The 19,475-nt window shown below is 57.0% G+C and carries 14 protein-coding genes; 12 read left to right on the top strand and 2 right to left on the bottom strand.

Features of this window, described 5'->3' with window-relative positions; translation table 11 throughout:
* The first annotated feature begins 83 nt into the window (after positions 1 to 83).
* The 9 genes from WB237_RS02000 (at position 84) to yegS (ending at position 14,154) form a co-directional block, all read left to right on the top strand.
* Positions 84 to 1,286: an MdtA/MuxA family multidrug efflux RND transporter periplasmic adaptor subunit gene (locus WB237_RS02000; RefSeq protein ID WP_336209781.1), complete on the top strand. Its 1,203-nt coding sequence runs from the start codon at positions 84 to 86 to the stop codon at positions 1,284 to 1,286.
* Positions 1,286 to 4,408 carry an MdtB/MuxB family multidrug efflux RND transporter permease subunit gene (locus WB237_RS01995; RefSeq protein ID WP_336209780.1) on the top strand — a complete coding sequence of 1,041 codons (3,123 nt, stop codon included), beginning with the start codon at positions 1,286 to 1,288 and terminating at the stop codon, positions 4,406 to 4,408. The genes WB237_RS02000 and WB237_RS01995 overlap by 1 nt, the downstream gene beginning before the upstream one ends.
* Complete coding sequence (mdtC, locus tag WB237_RS01990) at positions 4,409 to 7,486, top strand: multidrug efflux RND transporter permease subunit MdtC (protein WP_336209779.1); 3,078 nt, start codon at positions 4,409 to 4,411, stop codon at positions 7,484 to 7,486. It abuts the gene before it with no gap.
* A complete protein-coding gene (locus WB237_RS01985; protein ID WP_336209778.1) occupies positions 7,487 to 8,902 on the top strand; it encodes an MFS transporter in 1,416 nt (471 codons plus the stop codon).
* Positions 8,899 to 10,302: a two-component system sensor histidine kinase BaeS gene (baeS, locus tag WB237_RS01980; protein ID WP_336209777.1), complete on the top strand. Its 1,404-nt coding sequence runs from the start codon at positions 8,899 to 8,901 to the stop codon at positions 10,300 to 10,302. The genes WB237_RS01985 and baeS overlap by 4 nt, the downstream gene beginning before the upstream one ends.
* Positions 10,299 to 11,021 (top strand): two-component system response regulator BaeR, encoded by a 723-nt coding sequence (baeR, locus tag WB237_RS01975; RefSeq protein ID WP_114977755.1) that lies wholly within the window; start codon positions 10,299 to 10,301, stop codon positions 11,019 to 11,021. Before baeS ends, baeR begins: the two co-directional genes overlap by 4 nt.
* 134 nt (positions 11,022 to 11,155) lie before the next feature.
* Entirely contained in the window at positions 11,156 to 11,488 is a 333-nt protein-coding gene (locus WB237_RS01970; RefSeq protein WP_336209776.1) for a YegP family protein, read from the top strand.
* A gap of 155 nt (positions 11,489 to 11,643) precedes the next feature.
* Entirely contained in the window at positions 11,644 to 13,005 is a 1,362-nt protein-coding gene (trhP, locus tag WB237_RS01965; RefSeq protein ID WP_049008242.1) for a prephenate-dependent tRNA uridine(34) hydroxylase TrhP, read from the top strand.
* Positions 13,006 to 13,254: 249 nt separating this feature from the next.
* Positions 13,255 to 14,154, top strand: a complete 900-nt coding sequence (gene yegS / locus WB237_RS01960) for a lipid kinase YegS (protein WP_336209775.1) — start codon at positions 13,255 to 13,257, stop codon at positions 14,152 to 14,154.
* Between the two features lie 68 nt (positions 14,155 to 14,222).
* On the opposite strand, the gene fbaB is transcribed toward yegS, so the two are convergent.
* Positions 14,223 to 15,275 carry a class I fructose-bisphosphate aldolase gene (gene fbaB / locus WB237_RS01955; protein ID WP_045328077.1) on the bottom strand — a complete coding sequence of 351 codons (1,053 nt, stop codon included), beginning with the start codon at positions 15,273 to 15,275 and terminating at the stop codon, positions 14,223 to 14,225.
* Between the two features lie 249 nt (positions 15,276 to 15,524).
* Between fbaB and WB237_RS01950 the strand changes: the two genes are divergently transcribed.
* Genes WB237_RS01950 through WB237_RS01940 form a run of 3 tightly spaced genes read left to right on the top strand, consistent with a single transcriptional unit; the run spans position 15,525 to position 18,753 of the window.
* Entirely contained in the window at positions 15,525 to 16,802 is a 1,278-nt protein-coding gene (locus tag WB237_RS01950; protein WP_336209774.1) for a nucleoside permease, read from the top strand.
* Positions 16,799 to 17,803, top strand: coding sequence for an ADP-ribosylglycohydrolase family protein (locus tag WB237_RS01945; RefSeq protein WP_336209773.1), 1,005 nt, complete (start codon positions 16,799 to 16,801; stop codon positions 17,801 to 17,803). Before WB237_RS01950 ends, WB237_RS01945 begins: the two co-directional genes overlap by 4 nt.
* Positions 17,800 to 18,753 carry a PfkB family carbohydrate kinase gene (locus WB237_RS01940; RefSeq protein WP_336209771.1) on the top strand — a complete coding sequence of 318 codons (954 nt, stop codon included), beginning with the start codon at positions 17,800 to 17,802 and terminating at the stop codon, positions 18,751 to 18,753. Before WB237_RS01945 ends, WB237_RS01940 begins: the two co-directional genes overlap by 4 nt.
* Here the strand turns inward: WB237_RS01940 and WB237_RS01935 are convergent.
* Positions 18,727 to 19,473 (bottom strand): GntR family transcriptional regulator, encoded by a 747-nt coding sequence (locus WB237_RS01935; RefSeq protein ID WP_028016344.1) that lies wholly within the window; start codon positions 19,471 to 19,473, stop codon positions 18,727 to 18,729. The genes WB237_RS01940 and WB237_RS01935 overlap by 27 nt on opposite strands.
* Positions 19,474 to 19,475: the final 2 nt, after the last annotated feature.

Genomic DNA, 19,475 nt, shown 5'->3' with positions numbered 1-19,475 from the left:
CCATATTTCCTCCATTTTTCCGCTATGTTGCCTGACTAAACTAGTATCATTCCCCGAAGTATTCAGGATGAGAACGTATAACGATGAAAGGCCGTAATAAATCCCGCTGGGCAATCGCCGCTGGCATCATTGTGGTGGTCCTTGCCGCCGCCTGGTACTGGCACAGTCAATCCGCAAACTCCGCAGCCCCCGCGGGTGCCACCAGCCAGCCACAACGCCCAACGGGTGGAGGGCGTCACGGTATGCGCGGCGGTGCGCTGGCACCTGTACAGGCGGCTACGGCGGTAAATAAAGCCGTTCCGCGCTATCTTACGGGTCTTGGGACGATTACCGCCGCCAACACCGTAACAGTACGCAGCCGTGTCGATGGCCAACTGATGGCCATTCACTTCCAGGAAGGTCAGCAGGTCAAAGCGGGGGATCTGTTGGCGGAAATCGACCCGAGCCAGTTCAAGGTGGCGCTGGCCCAGGCGCAGGGACAGCTCGCGAAAGACAACGCCACGCTCGCCAACGCCCGGCGCGATTTAGCACGCTACCAGCAGCTGGTGAAAACCAACCTGGTATCGCGTCAGGAACTGGATACCCAGCAGTCGCTGGTCAACGAAACGCAGGGCACCATTAAAGCCGATGAAGCCGCCGTAGCCAGCGCACAACTGCAACTGGACTGGAGCCGCATCACCTCGCCGATTGACGGGCGCGTCGGCCTGAAGCAGGTCGATATCGGTAACCAAATCTCAAGTGGCGACACCACGGGTATCGTAGTGATCACCCAAACCCATCCGATCGATTTAGTCTTTACCCTGCCGGAAAGCGAAATTGCGACGGTGGTGCAAGCGCAAAAAGCCGGTAAGGGGCTGGTAGTGGAAGCCTGGGACCGCACCAACAAGCAGAAACTCAGCGAAGGTTCCCTGCTCAGTCTGGACAACCAGATCGACACCACCACCGGCACCATCAAGCTCAAAGCACGGTTTAATAACCAGGACGACGCCCTCTTCCCGAACCAGTTCGTCAATGCGCGGATGCTGGTTGCGACTGAAGAAAATGCAGTGGTGATCCCTTCGGCAGCCCTGCAGATGGGTAATGAGGGGAACTTTGTCTGGGTACTGAACAGCGACAATAAAGTCAGCAAGCATCTGGTGAAAACCGGGATTCAGGACAGCCAGATGGTGGTCATCAGCGCCGGGCTTTCCGCGGGCGACCGCGTGGTCACGGACGGCATTGACCGTCTGACCGAAGGGGCGAAAGTGGAAGTAGTTGAACCTGCGAAACAGGGGGAGAAAGCCTGATGCAGGTCATGCCTCCAGACTCGACAGGTGGGCCGTCACGCCTGTTCATTTTACGTCCTGTCGCTACCACGCTGCTGATGGTGGCAATTCTGCTGGCCGGGATTATCGGCTATCGCTTCCTGCCCGTTTCGGCGCTCCCGGAAGTGGATTACCCCACCATTCAGGTGGTAACGCTTTATCCTGGTGCCAGCCCGGACGTGGTGACGTCAGCCATTACCGCGCCGCTGGAGCGCCAGTTCGGTCAAATGTCTGGCCTGAAGCAGATGTCCTCCCAGAGCTCCGGCGGTGCATCCGTCGTGACGCTCCAGTTCCAGCTAACGCTGTCGCTGGACGTCGCCGAGCAGGAGGTACAGGCCGCCATCAACGCGGCCACCAACCTGCTGCCGTCAGACCTGCCTAATCCACCGGTCTACAGCAAGGTGAACCCGGCGGATCCGCCGATCATGACGCTTGCCGTCACCTCTTCCGCCATGCCGATGACGCAGGTGGAAGATATGGTCGAAACCCGCGTGGCGCAGAAAATTTCTCAGGTATCCGGTGTCGGCCTTGTCACACTGGCAGGCGGGCAACGCCCGGCGGTGCGCGTGAAGCTCAACGCTCAGGCGATTGCCGCACTGGGGCTGACCAGCGAAACCATTCGCAGCGCCATCAGCAATGCTAACGTCAACTCGGCAAAAGGCTCGCTGGACGGTCCAACCCGTGCCGTTACGCTCTCTGCAAACGACCAGATGCAGTCCGCCGATGAATACCGTCAGCTGATTATTGCTTACCAGAACGGTGCGCCGGTGCGTCTGGGTGATGTGGCGACCGTCGAACAAGGGGCGGAAAACAGCTGGCTGGGTGCCTGGGCGAACAAACAGCAGGCGATCGTGATGAACGTCCAGCGTCAGCCAGGCGCAAACATCATTGAAACCGCCGACAGCATTCGCACCATGCTGCCACAGTTGATTGAAAGCCTGCCGAAATCGGTCAGCGTAAAAGTGCTTTCCGACCGTACCACGAATATTCGCGCGTCGGTCGCCGACACCCAGTTTGAGCTGATGCTGGCGATTGCGCTGGTGGTGATGATTATCTATCTGTTCCTGCGCAACGTTCCGGCAACCATCATTCCCGCCGTCGCCGTCCCGCTCTCGCTGGTGGGGACGTTTGCGGTGATGGTGTTCCTTGATTTCTCGATCAATAACCTGACGCTGATGGCGCTCACCATCGCCACCGGGTTCGTGGTGGATGATGCCATCGTGGTCATCGAGAACATCTCGCGCTATATCGAGAAAGGGGAAAAACCGCTGGCGGCCGCGCTAAAAGGTGCGGGCGAGATCGGCTTTACCATCATCTCGCTGACCTTCTCGCTGATCGCGGTGCTGATCCCGCTGCTGTTTATGGGCGATATCGTCGGCCGTCTGTTCCGCGAGTTTGCCGTGACCCTGGCGGTCGCCATATTGATTTCTGCGGTCGTCTCGCTGACGCTGACCCCGATGATGTGCGCCCGCATGCTAAGCCATGAGTCCCTGCGCAAGCAAAACCGTTTCTCCCGCGCCTTCGAACGCATGTTTGAACGTGTTATCGCGGCGTACGGACGTCTGCTGGCGAAAGTGCTCAACCATCCGTGGGCAACGCTCGGCGTGGCACTCGGTACGCTGGCGCTCAGCGTCTTACTGTGGATCGTGATCCCGAAGGGCTTTTTCCCGATTCAGGACAACGGCATTATTCAGGGCACGCTTCAGGCACCGCAGTCGGTCTCCTTCGCTAACATGGCCCAGCGGCAGCAGCAGGTATCTGAGATCATCATGAAAGATCCGGCGGTGGAGAGCCTGACCTCCTATGTCGGCGTGGATGGCACCAACCCCTCTCTGAACAGCGCACGTCTGCAAATCAACCTTAAACCATTGAGTCAGCGCGACGATCGCGTAAACGCGGTGATTGAACGTCTGCAAGAGTCCGTGGCGCGCGTGCCTGGCGTGGAACTTTATCTGCAACCGATTCAGGATTTGACCATTGATACCCAGGTCAGCCGTACCCAGTACCAGTTCACGCTACAGGCCACCACACTGGACGCTCTCAGCACCTGGGTGCCGCAGCTGGTGGATAAGCTAAAAACCCTGCCGCAGCTCTCTGACGTCAGCAGCGACTGGCAGGACAAAGGTCTGGCAGCGTATGTGAATGTGAATCGTGACACCGCCAGCCGTCTGGGCATCACCATGGCAGACGTCGATAACGCGCTGTATAACGCCTTTGGGCAGCGACTGATCTCCACGATTTACACTCAGGCGAATCAGTATCGCGTGGTGCTGGAGCACAACACCGAGCACACGCCTGGCCTGGCGGGGCTGGACTCGGTACGCCTGACCAGCAAAGACGGGGGGATTGTGCCATTAAGCGCCATCTCGACCGTGGAAGAGCGCTATACCCCGCTGTCGATTAACCATCTGGACCAGTTCCCGTCCACCACCATTTCTTTCAACGTACCGGATAACTATTCTCTTGGCGAAGCCGTGGAAGCGATTCTGGCCGCAGAGAAAACGCTGAGCTTCCCGTCCGATATTCAGACCCAGTTCCAGGGCAGTACGCTGGCGTTTCAGGCGGCGCTCGGAAACACCATCTGGCTGATTGTCGCGGCGGTGGTCGCAATGTATATCGTGCTCGGCGTGCTGTATGAAAGCTTTATCCATCCGATCACCATCCTCTCTACCCTGCCAACAGCAGGCGTCGGGGCACTGCTGGCATTGATGCTGGCGGGGAGCGAGCTGGATGTGATTGCGATTATCGGTATCATCCTGCTTATCGGGATCGTGAAGAAAAACGCCATCATGATGATCGACTTTGCCCTTGCTGCCGAGCGCGAGCAGAGGATGAACCCGCGCGATGCGATTTTCCAGGCCTGTCTGCTGCGTTTTCGTCCGATCCTGATGACCACCCTGGCCGCCTTGCTGGGTGCGCTGCCGCTGATGCTCAGTACCGGCGTCGGCGCGGAATTGCGTCGTCCGCTGGGGATCGGCATGGTCGGCGGTCTGCTGGTGAGCCAGGTGCTGACCCTCTTCACCACGCCGGTGATCTACCTGCTGTTTGACCGCCTGGCGCTGTGGACCAAAAGCCGCTTCCCGAAACGTGAAGAGGAGGCATAAGTGAAGTTTTTCGCTCTCTTCATTTATCGCCCGGTGGCGACGATTTTAATCTCGCTCGCCATCACCCTTTGCGGCGTACTGGGCTTCCGGCTGCTGCCGGTGGCTCCCCTGCCGCAGGTAGATTTTCCGGTGATCATGGTTAGCGCCTCGCTGCCTGGCGCATCGCCGGAAACGATGGCCTCGTCAGTCGCCACACCGCTGGAACGTTCACTCGGGCGGATTGCCGGAATTAATGAGATGACCTCCAGCAGCTCGCTGGGCAGCACGCGTATCATTCTGGAGTTCAGCTTCGATCGGGATATTAACGGTGCGGCACGCGACGTGCAGGCCGCCATTAACGCCGCGCAAAGCCTGCTCCCGAGCGGAATGCCGAGCCGCCCGACCTACCGCAAGGCTAACCCGTCCGATGCGCCGATCATGATCCTGACGCTGACCTCGGATACCTACTCGCAGGGGCAGCTTTACGACTTTGCGTCTACCCAGCTGGCGCAGACAATCTCACAAATTAACGGCGTCGGTGACGTGAGCGTCGGCGGGAGCTCCCTGCCCGCCGTGCGCGTGGGCTTGAACCCGCAGGCGTTGTTCAATCAGGGCGTGTCGCTGGATGACATGCGCTCCGCCATCAGCACTGCCAACGTCCGTAAACCGCAGGGTGCCGTCGAGAACAACAGCCATCGCTGGCAGATCCAGACGAACGACGAGCTAAAAACTGCCGCCGAATATCAGCCGCTGATCGTCCACTATAACAACGGTGCAGCGGTACGTTTAAGCGACGTGGCCAGCGTCACGGACTCGGTGCAGGACGTGCGTAACGCCGGGATGACCAACGCCAAACCGGCGATTTTGCTGATGATCCGCAAGCTGCCGGAAGCCAACATTATTGAGACGGTGAACAGCATCCGCGCGCGTCTTCCGGTGTTGCAGGAGACGATCCCGGCTGAGATCGATTTGCAGATTGCCCAGGATCGCTCCCCGACCATCCGCGCCTCGCTTGAAGAGGTAGAGCAAACGCTGGTTATCTCCGTTGCACTGGTGATACTGGTGGTATTCCTGTTCCTGCGTTCAGGCCGCGCGACGCTGATCCCGGCAGTCGCCGTACCGGTGTCGCTGATTGGTACCTTTGCCGCCATGTATCTGTGTGGCTTTAGCCTCAACAACCTGTCGCTGATGGCCTTGACCATCGCAACGGGATTTGTGGTCGATGACGCCATCGTGGTGCTGGAAAATATATCCCGCCATCTGGAAGCAGGTGTCAAACCGCTACAGGCGGCGCTTCAGGGAACGCGCGAGGTGGGCTTTACGGTGCTCTCCATGAGCCTGTCGCTGGTGGCGGTGTTCCTGCCACTGCTGCTGATGGGCGGGTTGCCGGGCCGGTTACTGCGGGAGTTTGCCGTCACCCTCTCCGTCGCTATCGGTATTTCGCTGATCATCTCCCTTACGCTCACGCCAATGATGTGCGGCTGGATGCTCAAGCGCAGCAAACCGCACTCGCAGCCGCGTCGTAAAGGCTTTGGCCGTATCCTGATGGCCATACAGGAGCGCTACGGCAAATCGCTGAAATGGGTGCTGAACCATACCCGTCTGGTCGGCCTGGTGCTCATCGGAACCATTGTGCTCAATGTCTGGATGTACATCACCATCCCGAAAACATTCTTCCCGGAGCAGGATACCGGGGTGCTTATGGGCGGTATTCAGGCTGACCAGAGCATTTCGTTCCAGGCGATGCGCGGTAAGCTGCAGGACTTTATGAAGATCATTCGTGAAGACAAAGCCGTGGATAACGTCACCGGCTTTACCGGTGGGTCGCGCGTCAACAGCGGAATGATGTTTATTACCCTGAAACCGCGCGGCGAGCGCAACGAAACCGCCCAGCAGGTGATTGACCGCCTGCGGGTGAAACTCGCCAAAGAGCCCGGTGCCAATCTGTTTTTGATGGCCGTTCAGGATATCCGCGTTGGCGGGCGACAGGCGAATGCCAGCTATCAGTACACGCTGCTCTCTGATGATTTAGCCGCCCTGCGCGAGTGGGAGCCGAAGATCCGCAAGGCGCTGGCCGCCCTGCCGGAGCTAGCGGACGTGAATTCCGATCAGCAGGACAACGGTGCAGAGATGGCCCTGACCTACGACCGCGAGACCATGTCGCGTCTGGGTATTAACGTTGAAGCAGCCAACAGCCTGCTGAACAATGCCTTCGGTCAGCGCGAGATCTCCACCATCTATCAGCCGATGAACCAGTATAAGGTGGTGATGGAAGTTGATCCTCGTTACACCCAGGACATCAGTGCCCTGGACAAAATGTTTGTGATCAATAGCGACGGCAAGGCGATACCGCTCTCGTACTTCGCCAGCTGGCGGCCTGCCAACGCGCCGCTGTCGGTGAACCATCAGGGGCTGTCGGCAGCATCGACCATCTCCTTTAACCTGCCAGCCGGTTCATCACTTTCCGAGGCCAGTGATGCCATCAACCGCGCGATGACGCAGCTTGGCGTGCCGTCTACCGTACGCGGTAGCTTTGCCGGAACCGCGCAGGTATTCCAGGACACAATGAACTCGCAGGTGATTTTGATCCTGGCCGCCATTGCCACGGTCTATATTGTGCTTGGCGTACTGTATGAGAGTTACGTTCATCCGCTGACGATCCTCTCGACGCTGCCGTCGGCGGGTGTCGGGGCATTGCTGGCGCTGGAGTTGTTTGGTGCGCCATTCAGCTTAATCGCCTTAATCGGGATCATGCTATTAATCGGCATTGTGAAGAAAAATGCGATCATGATGGTGGACTTCGCGCTGGAAGCTCAGCGTAACGGTAACCTGTCGCCAGAAGAGGCGATATTCCAGGCCTGTCTGCTGCGTTTTCGTCCGATCATGATGACCACCCTGGCGGCGCTATTTGGCGCGCTGCCGCTGGTTATCTCGGGCGGAGACGGCTCAGAGCTGCGCCAGCCGCTGGGGATCACCATTGTCGGCGGTCTGGTCATGAGCCAGCTGCTGACGCTGTACACCACGCCGGTGGTCTATCTCTTCTTTGACCGTCTGCGACTGCGTTTTTCGCGAAAAAACAGAACTACGGTGACCGAATAAATGACCGACCTCCCCGCTAACGTTCGCTGGCAATTATGGATTGTCGCCTTCGGCTTCTTTATGCAGTCGCTGGACACGACCATCGTCAATACCGCCCTCCCCTCGATGGCGAAAAGTCTGGGGGAGAGTCCGCTGCATATGCATATGGTGATTGTCTCCTACGTACTGACGGTTGCGGTGATGCTGCCGGCCAGCGGCTGGCTGGCGGACAAAGTCGGCGTGCGGAATATCTTCTTTACCGCGATCGTCTTGTTTACCACGGGTTCGCTGTTTTGCGCTCAGGCCAACACCCTCGACCAGCTAATCATGGCACGGGTGTTGCAGGGCGTTGGCGGGGCGATGATGGTGCCCGTCGGGCGGTTAACGGTTATGAAGATTGTTCCACGTGAGCAATACATGGCGGCAATGACCTTTGTGACCCTTCCCGGTCAGGTGGGGCCGCTGCTGGGCCCGGCGCTGGGCGGTATGCTGGTGGAATACGCGTCCTGGCACTGGATCTTCTTAATCAACCTCCCTGTCGGCATCATCGGTGCCATTGCCACTCTGGCGTTGATGCCCAACTACACCATGCAAACCCGACGCTTCGATTTCTTTGGTTTTATCCTGCTGGCGGGAGGAATGGCAACGCTGACGCTGGCACTCGACGGACAAAAAGGTCTTGGGATTTCGCCCCTGACGCTCGGGCTCCTGATCGCGCTCGGCGTTACCGCCATACTGTGGTACCTGTGGCACGCCAGAGGTAACGATAAAGCGCTGTTCAGCCTGAACTTGTTTAAAAACCCGACCTATCGCCTTGGCCTGTTCGGCAGCTTCGCCGGGCGAGTCGGCAGCGGCATGCTGCCGTTTATGACACCCGTTTTCCTGCAAATCGGAATGGGATTTTCGCCGTTCCACGCGGGCCTGATGATGATCCCGATGGTGCTCGGCAGCATGGGAATGAAGCGAATCGTGGTGCAGGTAGTGAACCGCTTTGGCTACCGTCACGTGCTGGTAACCGCCACGCTGGGTCTGGCGCTGGTCAGCCTGCTGTTTATGGCCGTGGCGCTGATGGGCTGGTACTACGTTCTGCCGCTGGTGCTGTTCTGCCAGGGGATCATTAACTCCATGCGCTTCTCGTCGATGAACACGCTGACGCTGAAGGACCTGCCGGACGATATGGCGAGCAGCGGCAACAGCCTGCTGTCGATGGTTATGCAACTGTCGATGAGCGTGGGCGTCACCGTAGCGGGTTTACTGCTCGGTATGTACGGACAACACCATCTCAGCGTTGATACCCCGGTCGCGCATCAGGTCTTTTTATACACCTATCTCAGCATGGCGGTCATCATCGCCCTGCCCGCTTTCATCTTCGCCAGAGTGCCTGATGATACCAGCAAGAATGTCGTTATCCGGCGCAGTAAAAGGAGTGAATCATGAAATTCTGGCGACCGGGCATTACCGGTAAGCTCTTTGTCGCAATATTTGCCACCTGTATTGTCCTGCTGATCACCATGCACTGGGCCGTGCGGATCAGCTTTGAGCGCGGTTTTATTGATTACATCAAGCATGGCAATGAACAGCGTTTACAGGGCTTAAGCGATGCGCTGAGTGAACAGTACGCCCAGCACGGCAACTGGCGTTTTCTGCGCAATAACGACCGCTTTATTTTCCAGATCTTGCGCTCGCTTGAGCATGACACCGGTGACGATCGCCCTGGGCCAGGCATGCCCCCGCACGGCTGGCGCACGCAGTTCTGGGTGATCGATCAGGATATGCGCCAGCTGGTTGGCCCGCGTGCGCCAATTCCGCCGGACGGCACCCGTCGTGCGATCAAAGTGAATAACGCGACCGTCGGCTGGGTTATCGCCTCGCCGGTGGAGCGCCTGACGCGCAATACCGATATTAACTTTGACCGTCAGCAGCGCCGGACAAGCTGGTTGATTGTCGCCCTCTCCACCCTGCTCGCCGCGCTTGCCACCTTCCCGCTGGCGCGCGGTCTGCTCGCCCCGGTGAAACGGCTGGTGGAGGGCACGCACAAGCTGGCCGCTGGAGATTTCACGACCCGCGTCGATACCCGCAGCCAGGATGAACTGGGTAAGCTGGCTCAGGACTTTAACCAGCTCGCCAGTACCCTGGAGAAAAACCAGCAGATGCGCCGCGATTTTATGGCCGACATTTCGCACGAGCTGCGCACCCCTCTGGCGGTGCTGCGCGGCGAGCTGGAGGCCATTCAGGATGGTGTACGCCAGTTCACGCCTGAATCGGTGGCCTCATTGCAGGCCGAAGTGGGCACGCTCACCAAACTGGTGGATGACCTCCACCAGCTCTCTATGTCCGACGAAGGGGCGCTGGCTTACCAGAAAGCGCCCGTCGACGTGATTAGCGTCCTGGAAGTCACCACCGGCGCTTTCCGGGAACGTTTTGCCAGCCGCAATCTGAAAATTGATCTCTCCTTGCCAGACAGCGCGGTGGTGTTTGGCGACAAAGACCGGCTGATGCAGCTTTTCAACAACCTACTGGAAAACAGCCTGCGCTACACCGACAGCGGTGGCGGGCTGCATATCTCCGGCAAACAGGAAAACGGGAACTTTGCCCTGACCTTTGCCGATTCCACCCCCGGCGTGCAGGACGCACAGCTGGAAAAACTGTTTGAGCGTTTCTACCGTACCGAAGGTTCGCGCAACCGTGCCAGCGGCGGTTCCGGCCTGGGACTCGCGATTTGCGTTAACATCGTTGAGGCGCATAATGGCACGATCCGCGCCGCCCATTCGCCTTTTGGCGGGGTTAGCATTACAGTAGAGTTACCCCTGGAACGGGATTTATCGAGAGAAGCATGACCGAGTTACCGATTGACGAAAACACGCCACGTATTTTGATTGTGGAAGATGAGCCGAAACTTGGGCAGTTACTGATCGACTATTTACGCGCGGCAAGCTATGCCCCGTCGCTGATTAATCATGGCGACCAGGTGTTGCCGTACGTGCGCCAGACGCCGCCGGACCTGATCCTGCTGGATCTGATGCTCCCCGGTACCGACGGCCTGACCCTGTGCCGTGAAATTCGTCGCTTCTCCGACGTGCCTATCGTCATGGTCACTGCCAAAATTGAAGAGATTGATCGCCTGCTGGGTCTCGAAATCGGTGCAGATGATTACATCTGTAAACCCTACAGCCCACGTGAAGTCGTCGCCCGCGTGAAAACTATTCTGCGCCGCTGCAAGCCACATCGCGAACTGCAGGTGCTGGACGCAGAAAGTCCGCTGGTTGTGGATGAAAGCCGTTTTCAGGCAAGCTGGCGTAACAAGATGCTGGACCTGACCCCTGCTGAGTTCCGCCTGCTGAAAACCCTCTCCCACGAACCGGGGAAAGTCTTCTCCCGCGAGCAGTTGCTGAACCGCCTGTATGACGATTACCGGGTGGTGACCGACCGCACCATCGACAGCCATATCAAGAACCTGCGCCGTAAGCTGGAAGCGCTGGATGCCGAGCAGTCATTTATTCGCGCGGTGTATGGCGTGGGGTATCGATGGGAAGCGGATGCGTGCAGGATTGCGTGACATTTTCGCTATCAGACCCGCCACCGGCGGGTTTTTCATTTCTGGAATCCACACGATAATCAACCATACTCTCTTTACCGATGCGTTTATTTATCATCGGCACTGATAAATTCACTTTCGATCAAGGAGTTCTTATGTCTGGTTGGTACGAATTAAGCAAGAGTAGTGATGGTCAGTTCAGGTTCGTTCTTAAAGCAGGGAACGCAGAAACCATTCTTACCAGTGAGCTGTACACCACCAAAAGTGCCGCTGAGAACGGTATTGCCTCCGTGCGCTCAAACAGCCCGCTGGAGGAGCGTTATGAGAAGAAAATAGCCTCTAACGGCAAATTTCATTTCAACCTCAAAGCGGGCAATCATCAGGTGATTGGCACCAGCCAGATGTACGCATCTGAGCAATCGCGGGATAAGGGCATTGCATCAGTGAAAACTAATGGTCCGAGCCAAACCGTAAAAGACAACACCTGACACAGTTTAAACTCGCCGGGTTAGTGGCGTAACGCCCCGGCGCTTTACCTCCCCGTCCCGCAGCGCTACAATGCCCGCCCTTAAAGTGGGGGATCTCCCCTTACCGCTGCACCGGGTGCACGCGGATCTGACCTGTCATCAGAACGAGAACAAACATGTTTAAACCGGAACTCCTTTCCCCGGCGGGAACGCTGCAAAATATGCGTTACGCTTTCGCTTATGGTGCCGATGCTGTGTACGCGGGCCAACCGCGCTACTCGCTGCGCGTGCGCAACAACGAATTCAACCACGAGAACCTCCAGCTCGGCATCAACGAAGCGCATGCCCTGGGTAAAAAATTCTACGTGGTGGTGAACATCGCGCCGCACAACGCCAAGCTGAAAACGTTCATCCGTGACCTGAAGCCGGTGGTGGATATGGGGCCGGACGCGCTGATCATGTCGGACCCGGGTTTAATCATGCTGGTTCGGGAGAACTTCCCGGAGATGGATATTCACCTCTCCGTACAGGCTAACGCCGTTAACTGGGCGACGGTGAAGTTCTGGAAACAGATGGGGCTGACCCGCGTCATTCTGTCCCGCGAGCTTTCGCTGGAAGAGATCGAAGAGATCCGCACCCAGGTGCCGGATATGGAAATCGAAATCTTCGTTCACGGCGCGCTGTGCATGGCCTACTCCGGCCGCTGCCTGCTCTCCGGTTATATCAACAAGCGCGACCCGAACCAGGGCACCTGCACCAACGCTTGCCGCTGGGAGTATAACGTCCAGGAAGGTAAAGAAGATGACATCGGCAACATCGTTCACAAGCATGAGCCGATTCCGGTGACCAACGTTGAGCCTACGCTGGGCATCGGCGCGCCAACCGACAGCGTGTTTATGATTGAAGAAGCCAAACGTCCGGGCGAGTACATGACCGCTTTTGAAGACGAGCACGGCACCTACATCATGAACTCGAAAGATCTGCGCGCCATCGCCCACGTCGAGCGTCTGACCCAGATGGGCGTGCACTCACTGAAAATTGAGGGCCGCACCAAATCCTATTACTACTGCGCGCGTACCGCCCAGGTCTACCGCAAGGCCATCGACGATGCCGCCGCCGGTAAACCGTTCGATACCAGCCTGCTGGAAACCCTGGAAGGTCTGGCGCACCGCGGCTATACCGAAGGCTTCCTGCGCCGTCACACCCACGACGACTACCAGAACTACGAGCACGGCTACTCCGTTTCCGAGCGTCAGCAGTTTGTCGGTGACTTCACCGGCGAGCGCAAAGGCGCGCTGGCGGCTGTGGCGGTGAAAAACAAGTTCACCAAAGGCGACAGCCTGGAGCTGATGACCCCGCAAGGCAACATGAACTTCACGCTGGAACACCTGGAAAACGGCAAAGGCGAAGCGATTGAAGTTGCACCGGGTGACGGTCATACCGTCTGGCTGCCGGTTCCGGAAGAGGTGGAGCTGAAGTTCGCACTGCTGATGCGCAATTTCGATGGTGAAAGCACCCGAAACCCACACAGCAAATAGTTAATCAGGGGAATTTTTTCACGCTGGGATAATTCTTAGAAACGGATCACATACCGCTTCGTTCAATACGGGTATTATCCTCAGCGCTGAAAAACATAACCCATAAATGCTAGCTGTACCAGGAACCACCTCCTTAGCCTGCGTAATCTCCCTTACGCGGGCTTATTTTTTCCCTTTCATCCTGTTCTTACGCGCTTTTTTCCTGCCTGCTATACACTCTTACTAACGCTAAAAAAGGGAGCAGCGCGGATGGCAACCTATCCAGACAGTTTATTGATTCTCAATGGCAAAAGTGCAGGCAACGATCTGTTGCGTCAGGCAATTCAGGGTTTGCGTAAAGACGGTGCGCATATTCACGTGCGAGTGACATGGGAAAAAGGCGACGCGGCACGTTATATCAATGAAGCGCTCGGCCTGGGTGTCAAAACCATTATTTCCGGCGGCGGTGATGGCACCATCAATGAGATCGCGTCTGCCCTGATTGATTTAAACCAGGCCAACCGCCCGGTAATGGGGATTTTGCCGCTCGGCACCGCCAATGATTTTGCTACCAGCGTCGGGATCCCGGAAGATTTAGAGAAAGCACTCCAGCTGGCAATCCTTGGCAAGGCCACCGCCGTGGATATTGCCCAGGTGAATGACAAAACCTGCTTTATCAATATGGCGACCGGCGGATTTGGTACGCGCATTACCAGCGAAACGCCGGAAAAACTGAAGGCGGCGCTGGGCGGTGTTTCATACCTGATCCATGGACTGATGCGGATGGACACCCTGAAGCCAGACCGCTGTGAAATTCGCGGTGAAGATTTTCAGTGGCAAGGTGACGCGCTGGTGATTGGTATCGGTAATGGCCGTCAGGCAGGCGGTGGGCAACAGCTTTGCCCGGAAGCGCTGATTAATGACGGTCAGCTGCAGTTGCGTATTTTCACAGGTGATGGACTGCTGCCCGCACTGTTTACCACATTGACCCGCCCGGAAGAGAGCCCGAATATTATTGACGGGAAATCAGCATGGTTTGAAGTGAATGCTCCGCACGGGATGACGTTTAATCTGGACGGAGAGCCATTGAGCGGGAAGCATTTCCGCATAGAAGTTTTGCCCGGCGCGCTACAATGCAGATTGCCGCCAGATTGTGCGCTTTTGCGCTGATGTTTTACACAGTGCACGATGATGCCCTCACCCCAACCCTCTCCCACCGGGAGAGGGAGATAGAGGCGTCAGGCAATCGTTACTTTGCTGTCCAGATACACATCCTGAACGGCATTGATCAATTTTACCCCATCGGCCATTGATTTCTTAAACGCTTTACGGCCCAGGATCAGCCCCATGCCGCCCGCGCGTTTGTTAATCACCGCCGTACGCACCGCGTCGGACAGGTCGGTATCACCGCCCGCCGCACCACCGGAGTTGATAAGCCCCGCGCGTCCCATATAGCAGTTCGCCAGCTGGTAGCGCACCAGGTCGATAGGGTTATCGCTGGTCAGCTTGCTATAGACACGGTCATCGGTGTAACCAAAGTTTACCGCTTTGTACCCGCCGTTATTCTCGGCCATTTTCTGCTTCACAATATCTGCTCCGATGGTCGCCGCCAGGTGGTTCGCCTGGCCGGTCAGGTCAGCGGACACGTGATAGTCCACGCCGTCTTTTTTGAACGCCGGGTTACGCAGGTACGCCCACAGCACCGTCACCAACCCCAGCTCATGCGCGCGTTCAAAGGCCGCAGAGATCTCTTCAATCTGACGGCGCGACTGCTCGGAACCGAAGTAGATGGTCGCCCCGACGGCTACCGCGCCCATATTGAACGCCTGCTCTACGCTGGCGTAGAGGGTCTGGTCATATTCTGTCGGGTAGCTGAGGGTTTCGTTGTGGTTCAGCTTCACGAGGAACGGAATACGGTGGGCATAGCGACGTGAAACGGATGCCAGCACGCCATAGGTCGACGCCACACAGTTACAGCCCGCTTCAATCGCCAGCTCAACAATGTTCTTTGGATCGAAATAGAGCGGGTTAGCCGCAAAAGATGCACCGGCCGAATGTTCAACCCCCTGATCAACCGGCAGGATAGAGAGATACCCGGTGCCGCCGAGTCTCCCGGTGTTGTAGAGCGTCTGCATATTTCTCAGGACCGCAGGCGGACGGTTGTTATCAACCATTACACGGTCAACGTAGTCGTGACCAGGCAGATAGAGCTGGTCGGCTGGAATGGTCATACAACGATGCTGTAAAAGGCTGTCGGCGTCTTTGCCAAGCAACTGTGCAATATCAGTCATGTGATACTCCCGTAAGTCCGACGTCATGTCGGTGAATGTAATCCATTCCCACATATTTGCGGGCAGACTAAGCCTGGTACCGACTTAACAGATTTTCCACCTTTTGCATTTTTTTCAGCGCAATCTGCTGGCTCGTTTCGCGTACAACAAAACTGTTACACTGATCAAACAATCACCACAAAGGTATTTAAAAGGTATCATTGAATGGTATTTTAAAGGCGTACCCTTTCTGACATGCAGGATTAAAAAATGAAAACGAAAGTCCAACTGTCATTCATGATGTTTATTGAATGGTTTATCTGGGGCGCGTGGTTTGTGCCGCTGTGGCTGTGGCTGAGCAAAAGCGGTTTTACCGCCGGAGAAATTGGCTGGTCTTACGCCTGTACCGCGATTGCCGCCATCCTCTCACCGATTCTTGTCGGCTCGTTGACAGACCGTTTCTTCGCCGCGCAGAAAGTACTGGCGGTGCTGATGTTTGCCGGTGCCATTCTGATGTACTTCGCCGCACAGCAAACCCAGTTCAGCACCTTCTTCCCCCTGCTGCTGGTTTACTCTCTGACCTATATGCCCACTATCGCGTTGACTAACAGTATTGCCTTCGCCAACGTGGACGACGTCGAGGCCGATTTCCCACGTATCCGCGTGATGGGGACGATTGGCTGGATTGCCTCCGGTCTGGCATGCGGTTTCCTGCCGCAGATGCTGGGCTTTAGCGATATTTCCGATACCAATATACCGCTGTTGATGACCGCAGCCAGCTCCGCCCTGCTCGGCGTATTTGCTCTGTTCCTGCCGAACACGCCGCCGAAAAGTACCGGCAAACTGGATTTCAAAGTGATGCTGGGGCTGGATGCGTTAATCCTGCTGCGCGATAAAAACTTCCTCGTGTTCTTCTTCTGCTCGTTCCTGTTCGCCATGCCGCTGGCCTTCTATTACATCTTCGCTAACGGCTATCTCACCGAAGTGGGGATGAAAAACGCCACCGGCTGGATGACGCTCGGTCAGTTCTCCGAAATCTTCTTTATGCTGGCGCTGCCGTTCTTCACCAAACGCTTTGGTATTAAGAAGGTCTTACTGCTGGGCCTGATCACCGCCGCTATCCGCTACGGGTTCTTTGTTTACGGTGGTGCAGAACAGTACTTCACCTATGCCCTGCTATTCCTCGGCATTCTGCTGCATGGCGTGAGCTACGACTTCTACTACGTAACCGCGTATATCTACGTGGATAAAAAAGCGCCGGTGCATATGCGCACCGCCGCGCAAGGCCTGATTACGCTGTGCTGTCAGGGGTTTGGTAGCCTGCTGGGTTACCGTCTGGGCGGCGTGATGATGGAAAAAATGTTCGCATACAAAGAGCCGGTGAATGGGCTGACCTTCAACTGGGCCGGAATGTGGGCATTCGGAGGGATCATGATTGCCGTGATCGCCGTGCTGTTTATGCTGTTTTTCCGCGAATCGGATAAAGAGATCACCGCAATTGAGGTGGTTGATAGCGATGCCGCGCTGACACAAGGGGAAGTAAAATGAAACAAGAACGTGTTCTCGGTGCCCTTTACGGGCAGGCGTTAGGGGATGCAATGGGGATGCCGTCGGAGCTGTGGCCGAGAAAGCGTGTCAAAGCGCACTTTGGCTGGATCGACCGCTTTTTACCCGGCCCGGCAGAGAATAATGCGGCCTGCTATTTTAACCAGGCCGAGTTCACCGATGACACCTCCATGGCACTATGTCTGGCGGATGCGATTATCGAATGTGATGGGGAGATTAACGCGGACGTTATCGGCAAACATATTCTGCACTGGGCGCTCGATTTCGACGCGTTTAATAAAAACGTGCTCGGCCCGACCTCCAAAATCGCGCTTAACGCGATTCGCGACGGGAAACCGGTTAGCGAACTGGAAAACAACGGCGTGACTAACGGGGCGGCGATGCGCGCCTCCCCGCTGGGCTGCCTGCTCCCGGCCACGCGTCTGGAACACTTTGTTGAACAGGTGGCGCTGGCTTCCAGTCCGACCCATAAATCGGATCTCGCGATTGCTGGCGCGGTGGTGATTGCCTGGGCGGTTTCTCGCGCCATCGACGGCGAATGCTGGCAGAACATCGTCGATGCCCTGCCGGGTATCGCCCGCTATGCGCAGGAGGCGAAAACCACCACCTTCAGCGCGTCGCTGGCAGCACGTATTGAGCTGGCGCTTAAAACCGTGCGTGAAGCCAACGGCACAGAATCGGCCAGCGAGCAGGTGTATCAACTCATCGGGGCAGGAACCAGCACCATCGAGTCCGTTCCGGCGGCCATTGCGATGGTTGAACTGGCAGGAACCGACCCGAACCGCTGTGCCATTTTATGTGCCAACCTGGGCGGTGATACGGACACCATTGGCGCGATGGCGACGGCCATCTGCGGGGCGTTGCACGGCGTGCAGGCTATTGACCCGCAACTGAAAGAGGAACTCGACGCTGTAAACCAGCTCGATTTTGGTCGCTATTGCGAGAAACTGCTGCACTTCCGGGAGCAAAGGGAGGGCGTATGAATTCGTTTGCCCAACACCTTAAAACATTGCACGCGACACGACCGGTGACGGTACTGGGTGCAGCGGTCATTGACGTTATCGCCGATGCCTACGCCCTGCCCTGGCGCGGATGTGATATCGAGCTTAAACAGCAGGGTGTCAATATCGGCGGCTGTGCGCTGAACATTGCCATAGCCCTAAAACGGCTCGGCATCGCGTCGCAAAATGCACTTCCCGTCGGCCATGGCGTGTGGGCGGATATTATCCGTAACGCCATGGCAAAGCAGGATCTGCACAGCGCCGTGGACGCCGAAACCGGCGATAACGGCTGGTGTCTGGCGCTGGTAGAACCGGATGGTGAACGCACTTTTATGTCGTTTAGCGGCGTGGAGAACCAGTGGCAACAGCGCTGGTTGGATGCACTTCACGTGCCGCCAGCAAGCCTGGTTTATCTCTCCGGCTATCAACTGGCATCGCCGTGCGGCGAGCTCCTGACGTCCTGGCTGGAGGGGTTACAGGCGATCACCGCCTTTATTGATTTTGGCCCCCGCATCGCCGATATTCCTGACGCACTAATGGCGCGAATTATGGCCTGTAAACCGATCGTCTCGCTTAATCGCCAGGAGGCGCAGATTGCTGCTGAACGATTTGATATGGCACCTGCACGCTTAGGGGCACAGTGGCAGCAGCGTTTTGGCTCGGCGCTAATTATTCGCCACGACAAAGACGGTGCGACCTGGCATGACGGTGACGCCTCAGGTTCTGTTCCGGCGTTTCCCGCCACCGTGGTCGACACAATCGGGGCAGGTGACAGTCATGCTGGCGGAACGCTTGCCGGGCTGGCTGCGGGATGGAGTCTTGCAGACTCTGTCCTGCTGGGTAATGCGGTAGCCGCCTGGGTAGTCAGCCACCGTGGCGGTGATTGCGCCCCTACTCTCGAGGAATTACTCCTCGCACACAAAGACGTATAGATCGCTGCGACAGTAGCTGATGCTGTACTCAATCGGCCGGTGCTGTTGGTCAAGTGCAACCTGCTTGATCACCAGCACCGGAATTTTGTCATCCATCTTTATATGCGCCTGAAATTCGCTGTCCGGCATACGGGCGCTCACCCGTGAACGGGTACGCTGCGGGAAGATGTTCTGGCTGCGAAAATAGTCATACAGCGAGATGCCAATGGCGTCCGGATCGTGAATCAGCCCCACCGGAACCCACGACTCCTCAATCGACACCGCATCATCGTCGACATAGCGAATACGCTTAAGGAGAAAGACCTCGCTCTCCGGCTCTACCGACAGCTGGCTGGCGACCTCTTCCGGACACTTCACCACGCGTTTATTCACCCACAGCGTGTTAGGTTTTTTACCGCGTAACACCACCTGCTGAGAGAAACCGCGTGCTTCTTTGAGCGAATATTCAAAGATGTTGTTAATTTGCGTCCCGTAACCCCGGGCACGCGTCACCACCCCTTCGGACTCCAGAGCCTGCATCGCTTTGCGCACGGTAATGCGCGACACACCGGTTAACTGACTCAGATCGCGCTCGCCGGGCAGGATATTGCCGTGCTCCAGCACCCCGCTGCGCACCGCGTTTTTTACCGTTTCGGCAAATTTCAGATACAGCGGTGTATTGTCGGGCGCGGCGATCCGTTCATTCAGTTGATCGATTAACCGGGTATGCGCTTGTTCCATCT

The sequence above is a fragment of the Enterobacter sp. P82 genome (genome assembly GCF_037053385.1).
Taxonomy (GTDB): Bacteria; Pseudomonadota; Gammaproteobacteria; order Enterobacterales; family Enterobacteriaceae; genus Enterobacter.
The sequence above is the reverse complement of the archived record's forward strand: the minus strand, read 5'-3'. Positions and strand labels throughout refer to the sequence as shown.

Bases quoted from the DNA above. Each gene is read 5' to 3' on its own strand.
- WB237_RS02000 (WP_336209781.1), top strand. From the start codon at position 84: ATGAAAGGCCGTAATAAATCCCGCTGGGCAATCGCCGCTGGCATCATT.
- WB237_RS01995 (WP_336209780.1), top strand. From the start codon at position 1,286: ATGCAGGTCATGCCTCCAGACTCGACAGGTGGGCCGTCACGCCTGTTC.
- WB237_RS01985 (WP_336209778.1), top strand. From the start codon at position 7,487: ATGACCGACCTCCCCGCTAACGTTCGCTGGCAATTATGGATTGTCGCC.
- baeS (WP_336209777.1), top strand. From the start codon at position 8,899: ATGAAATTCTGGCGACCGGGCATTACCGGTAAGCTCTTTGTCGCAATA.
- baeR (WP_114977755.1), top strand. From the start codon at position 10,299: ATGACCGAGTTACCGATTGACGAAAACACGCCACGTATTTTGATTGTG.
- WB237_RS01970 (WP_336209776.1), top strand. From the start codon at position 11,156: ATGTCTGGTTGGTACGAATTAAGCAAGAGTAGTGATGGTCAGTTCAGG.
- trhP (WP_049008242.1), top strand. From the start codon at position 11,644: ATGTTTAAACCGGAACTCCTTTCCCCGGCGGGAACGCTGCAAAATATG.
- yegS (WP_336209775.1), top strand. From the start codon at position 13,255: ATGGCAACCTATCCAGACAGTTTATTGATTCTCAATGGCAAAAGTGCA.
- fbaB (WP_045328077.1), bottom strand. From the start codon at position 15,275: ATGACTGATATTGCACAGTTGCTTGGCAAAGACGCCGACAGCCTTTTA.
- WB237_RS01950 (WP_336209774.1), top strand. From the start codon at position 15,525: ATGAAAACGAAAGTCCAACTGTCATTCATGATGTTTATTGAATGGTTT.
- WB237_RS01945 (WP_336209773.1), top strand. From the start codon at position 16,799: ATGAAACAAGAACGTGTTCTCGGTGCCCTTTACGGGCAGGCGTTAGGG.
- WB237_RS01940 (WP_336209771.1), top strand. From the start codon at position 17,800: ATGAATTCGTTTGCCCAACACCTTAAAACATTGCACGCGACACGACCG.
- WB237_RS01935 (WP_028016344.1), bottom strand. From the start codon at position 19,473: ATGGAACAAGCGCATACCCGGTTAATCGATCAACTGAATGAACGGATC.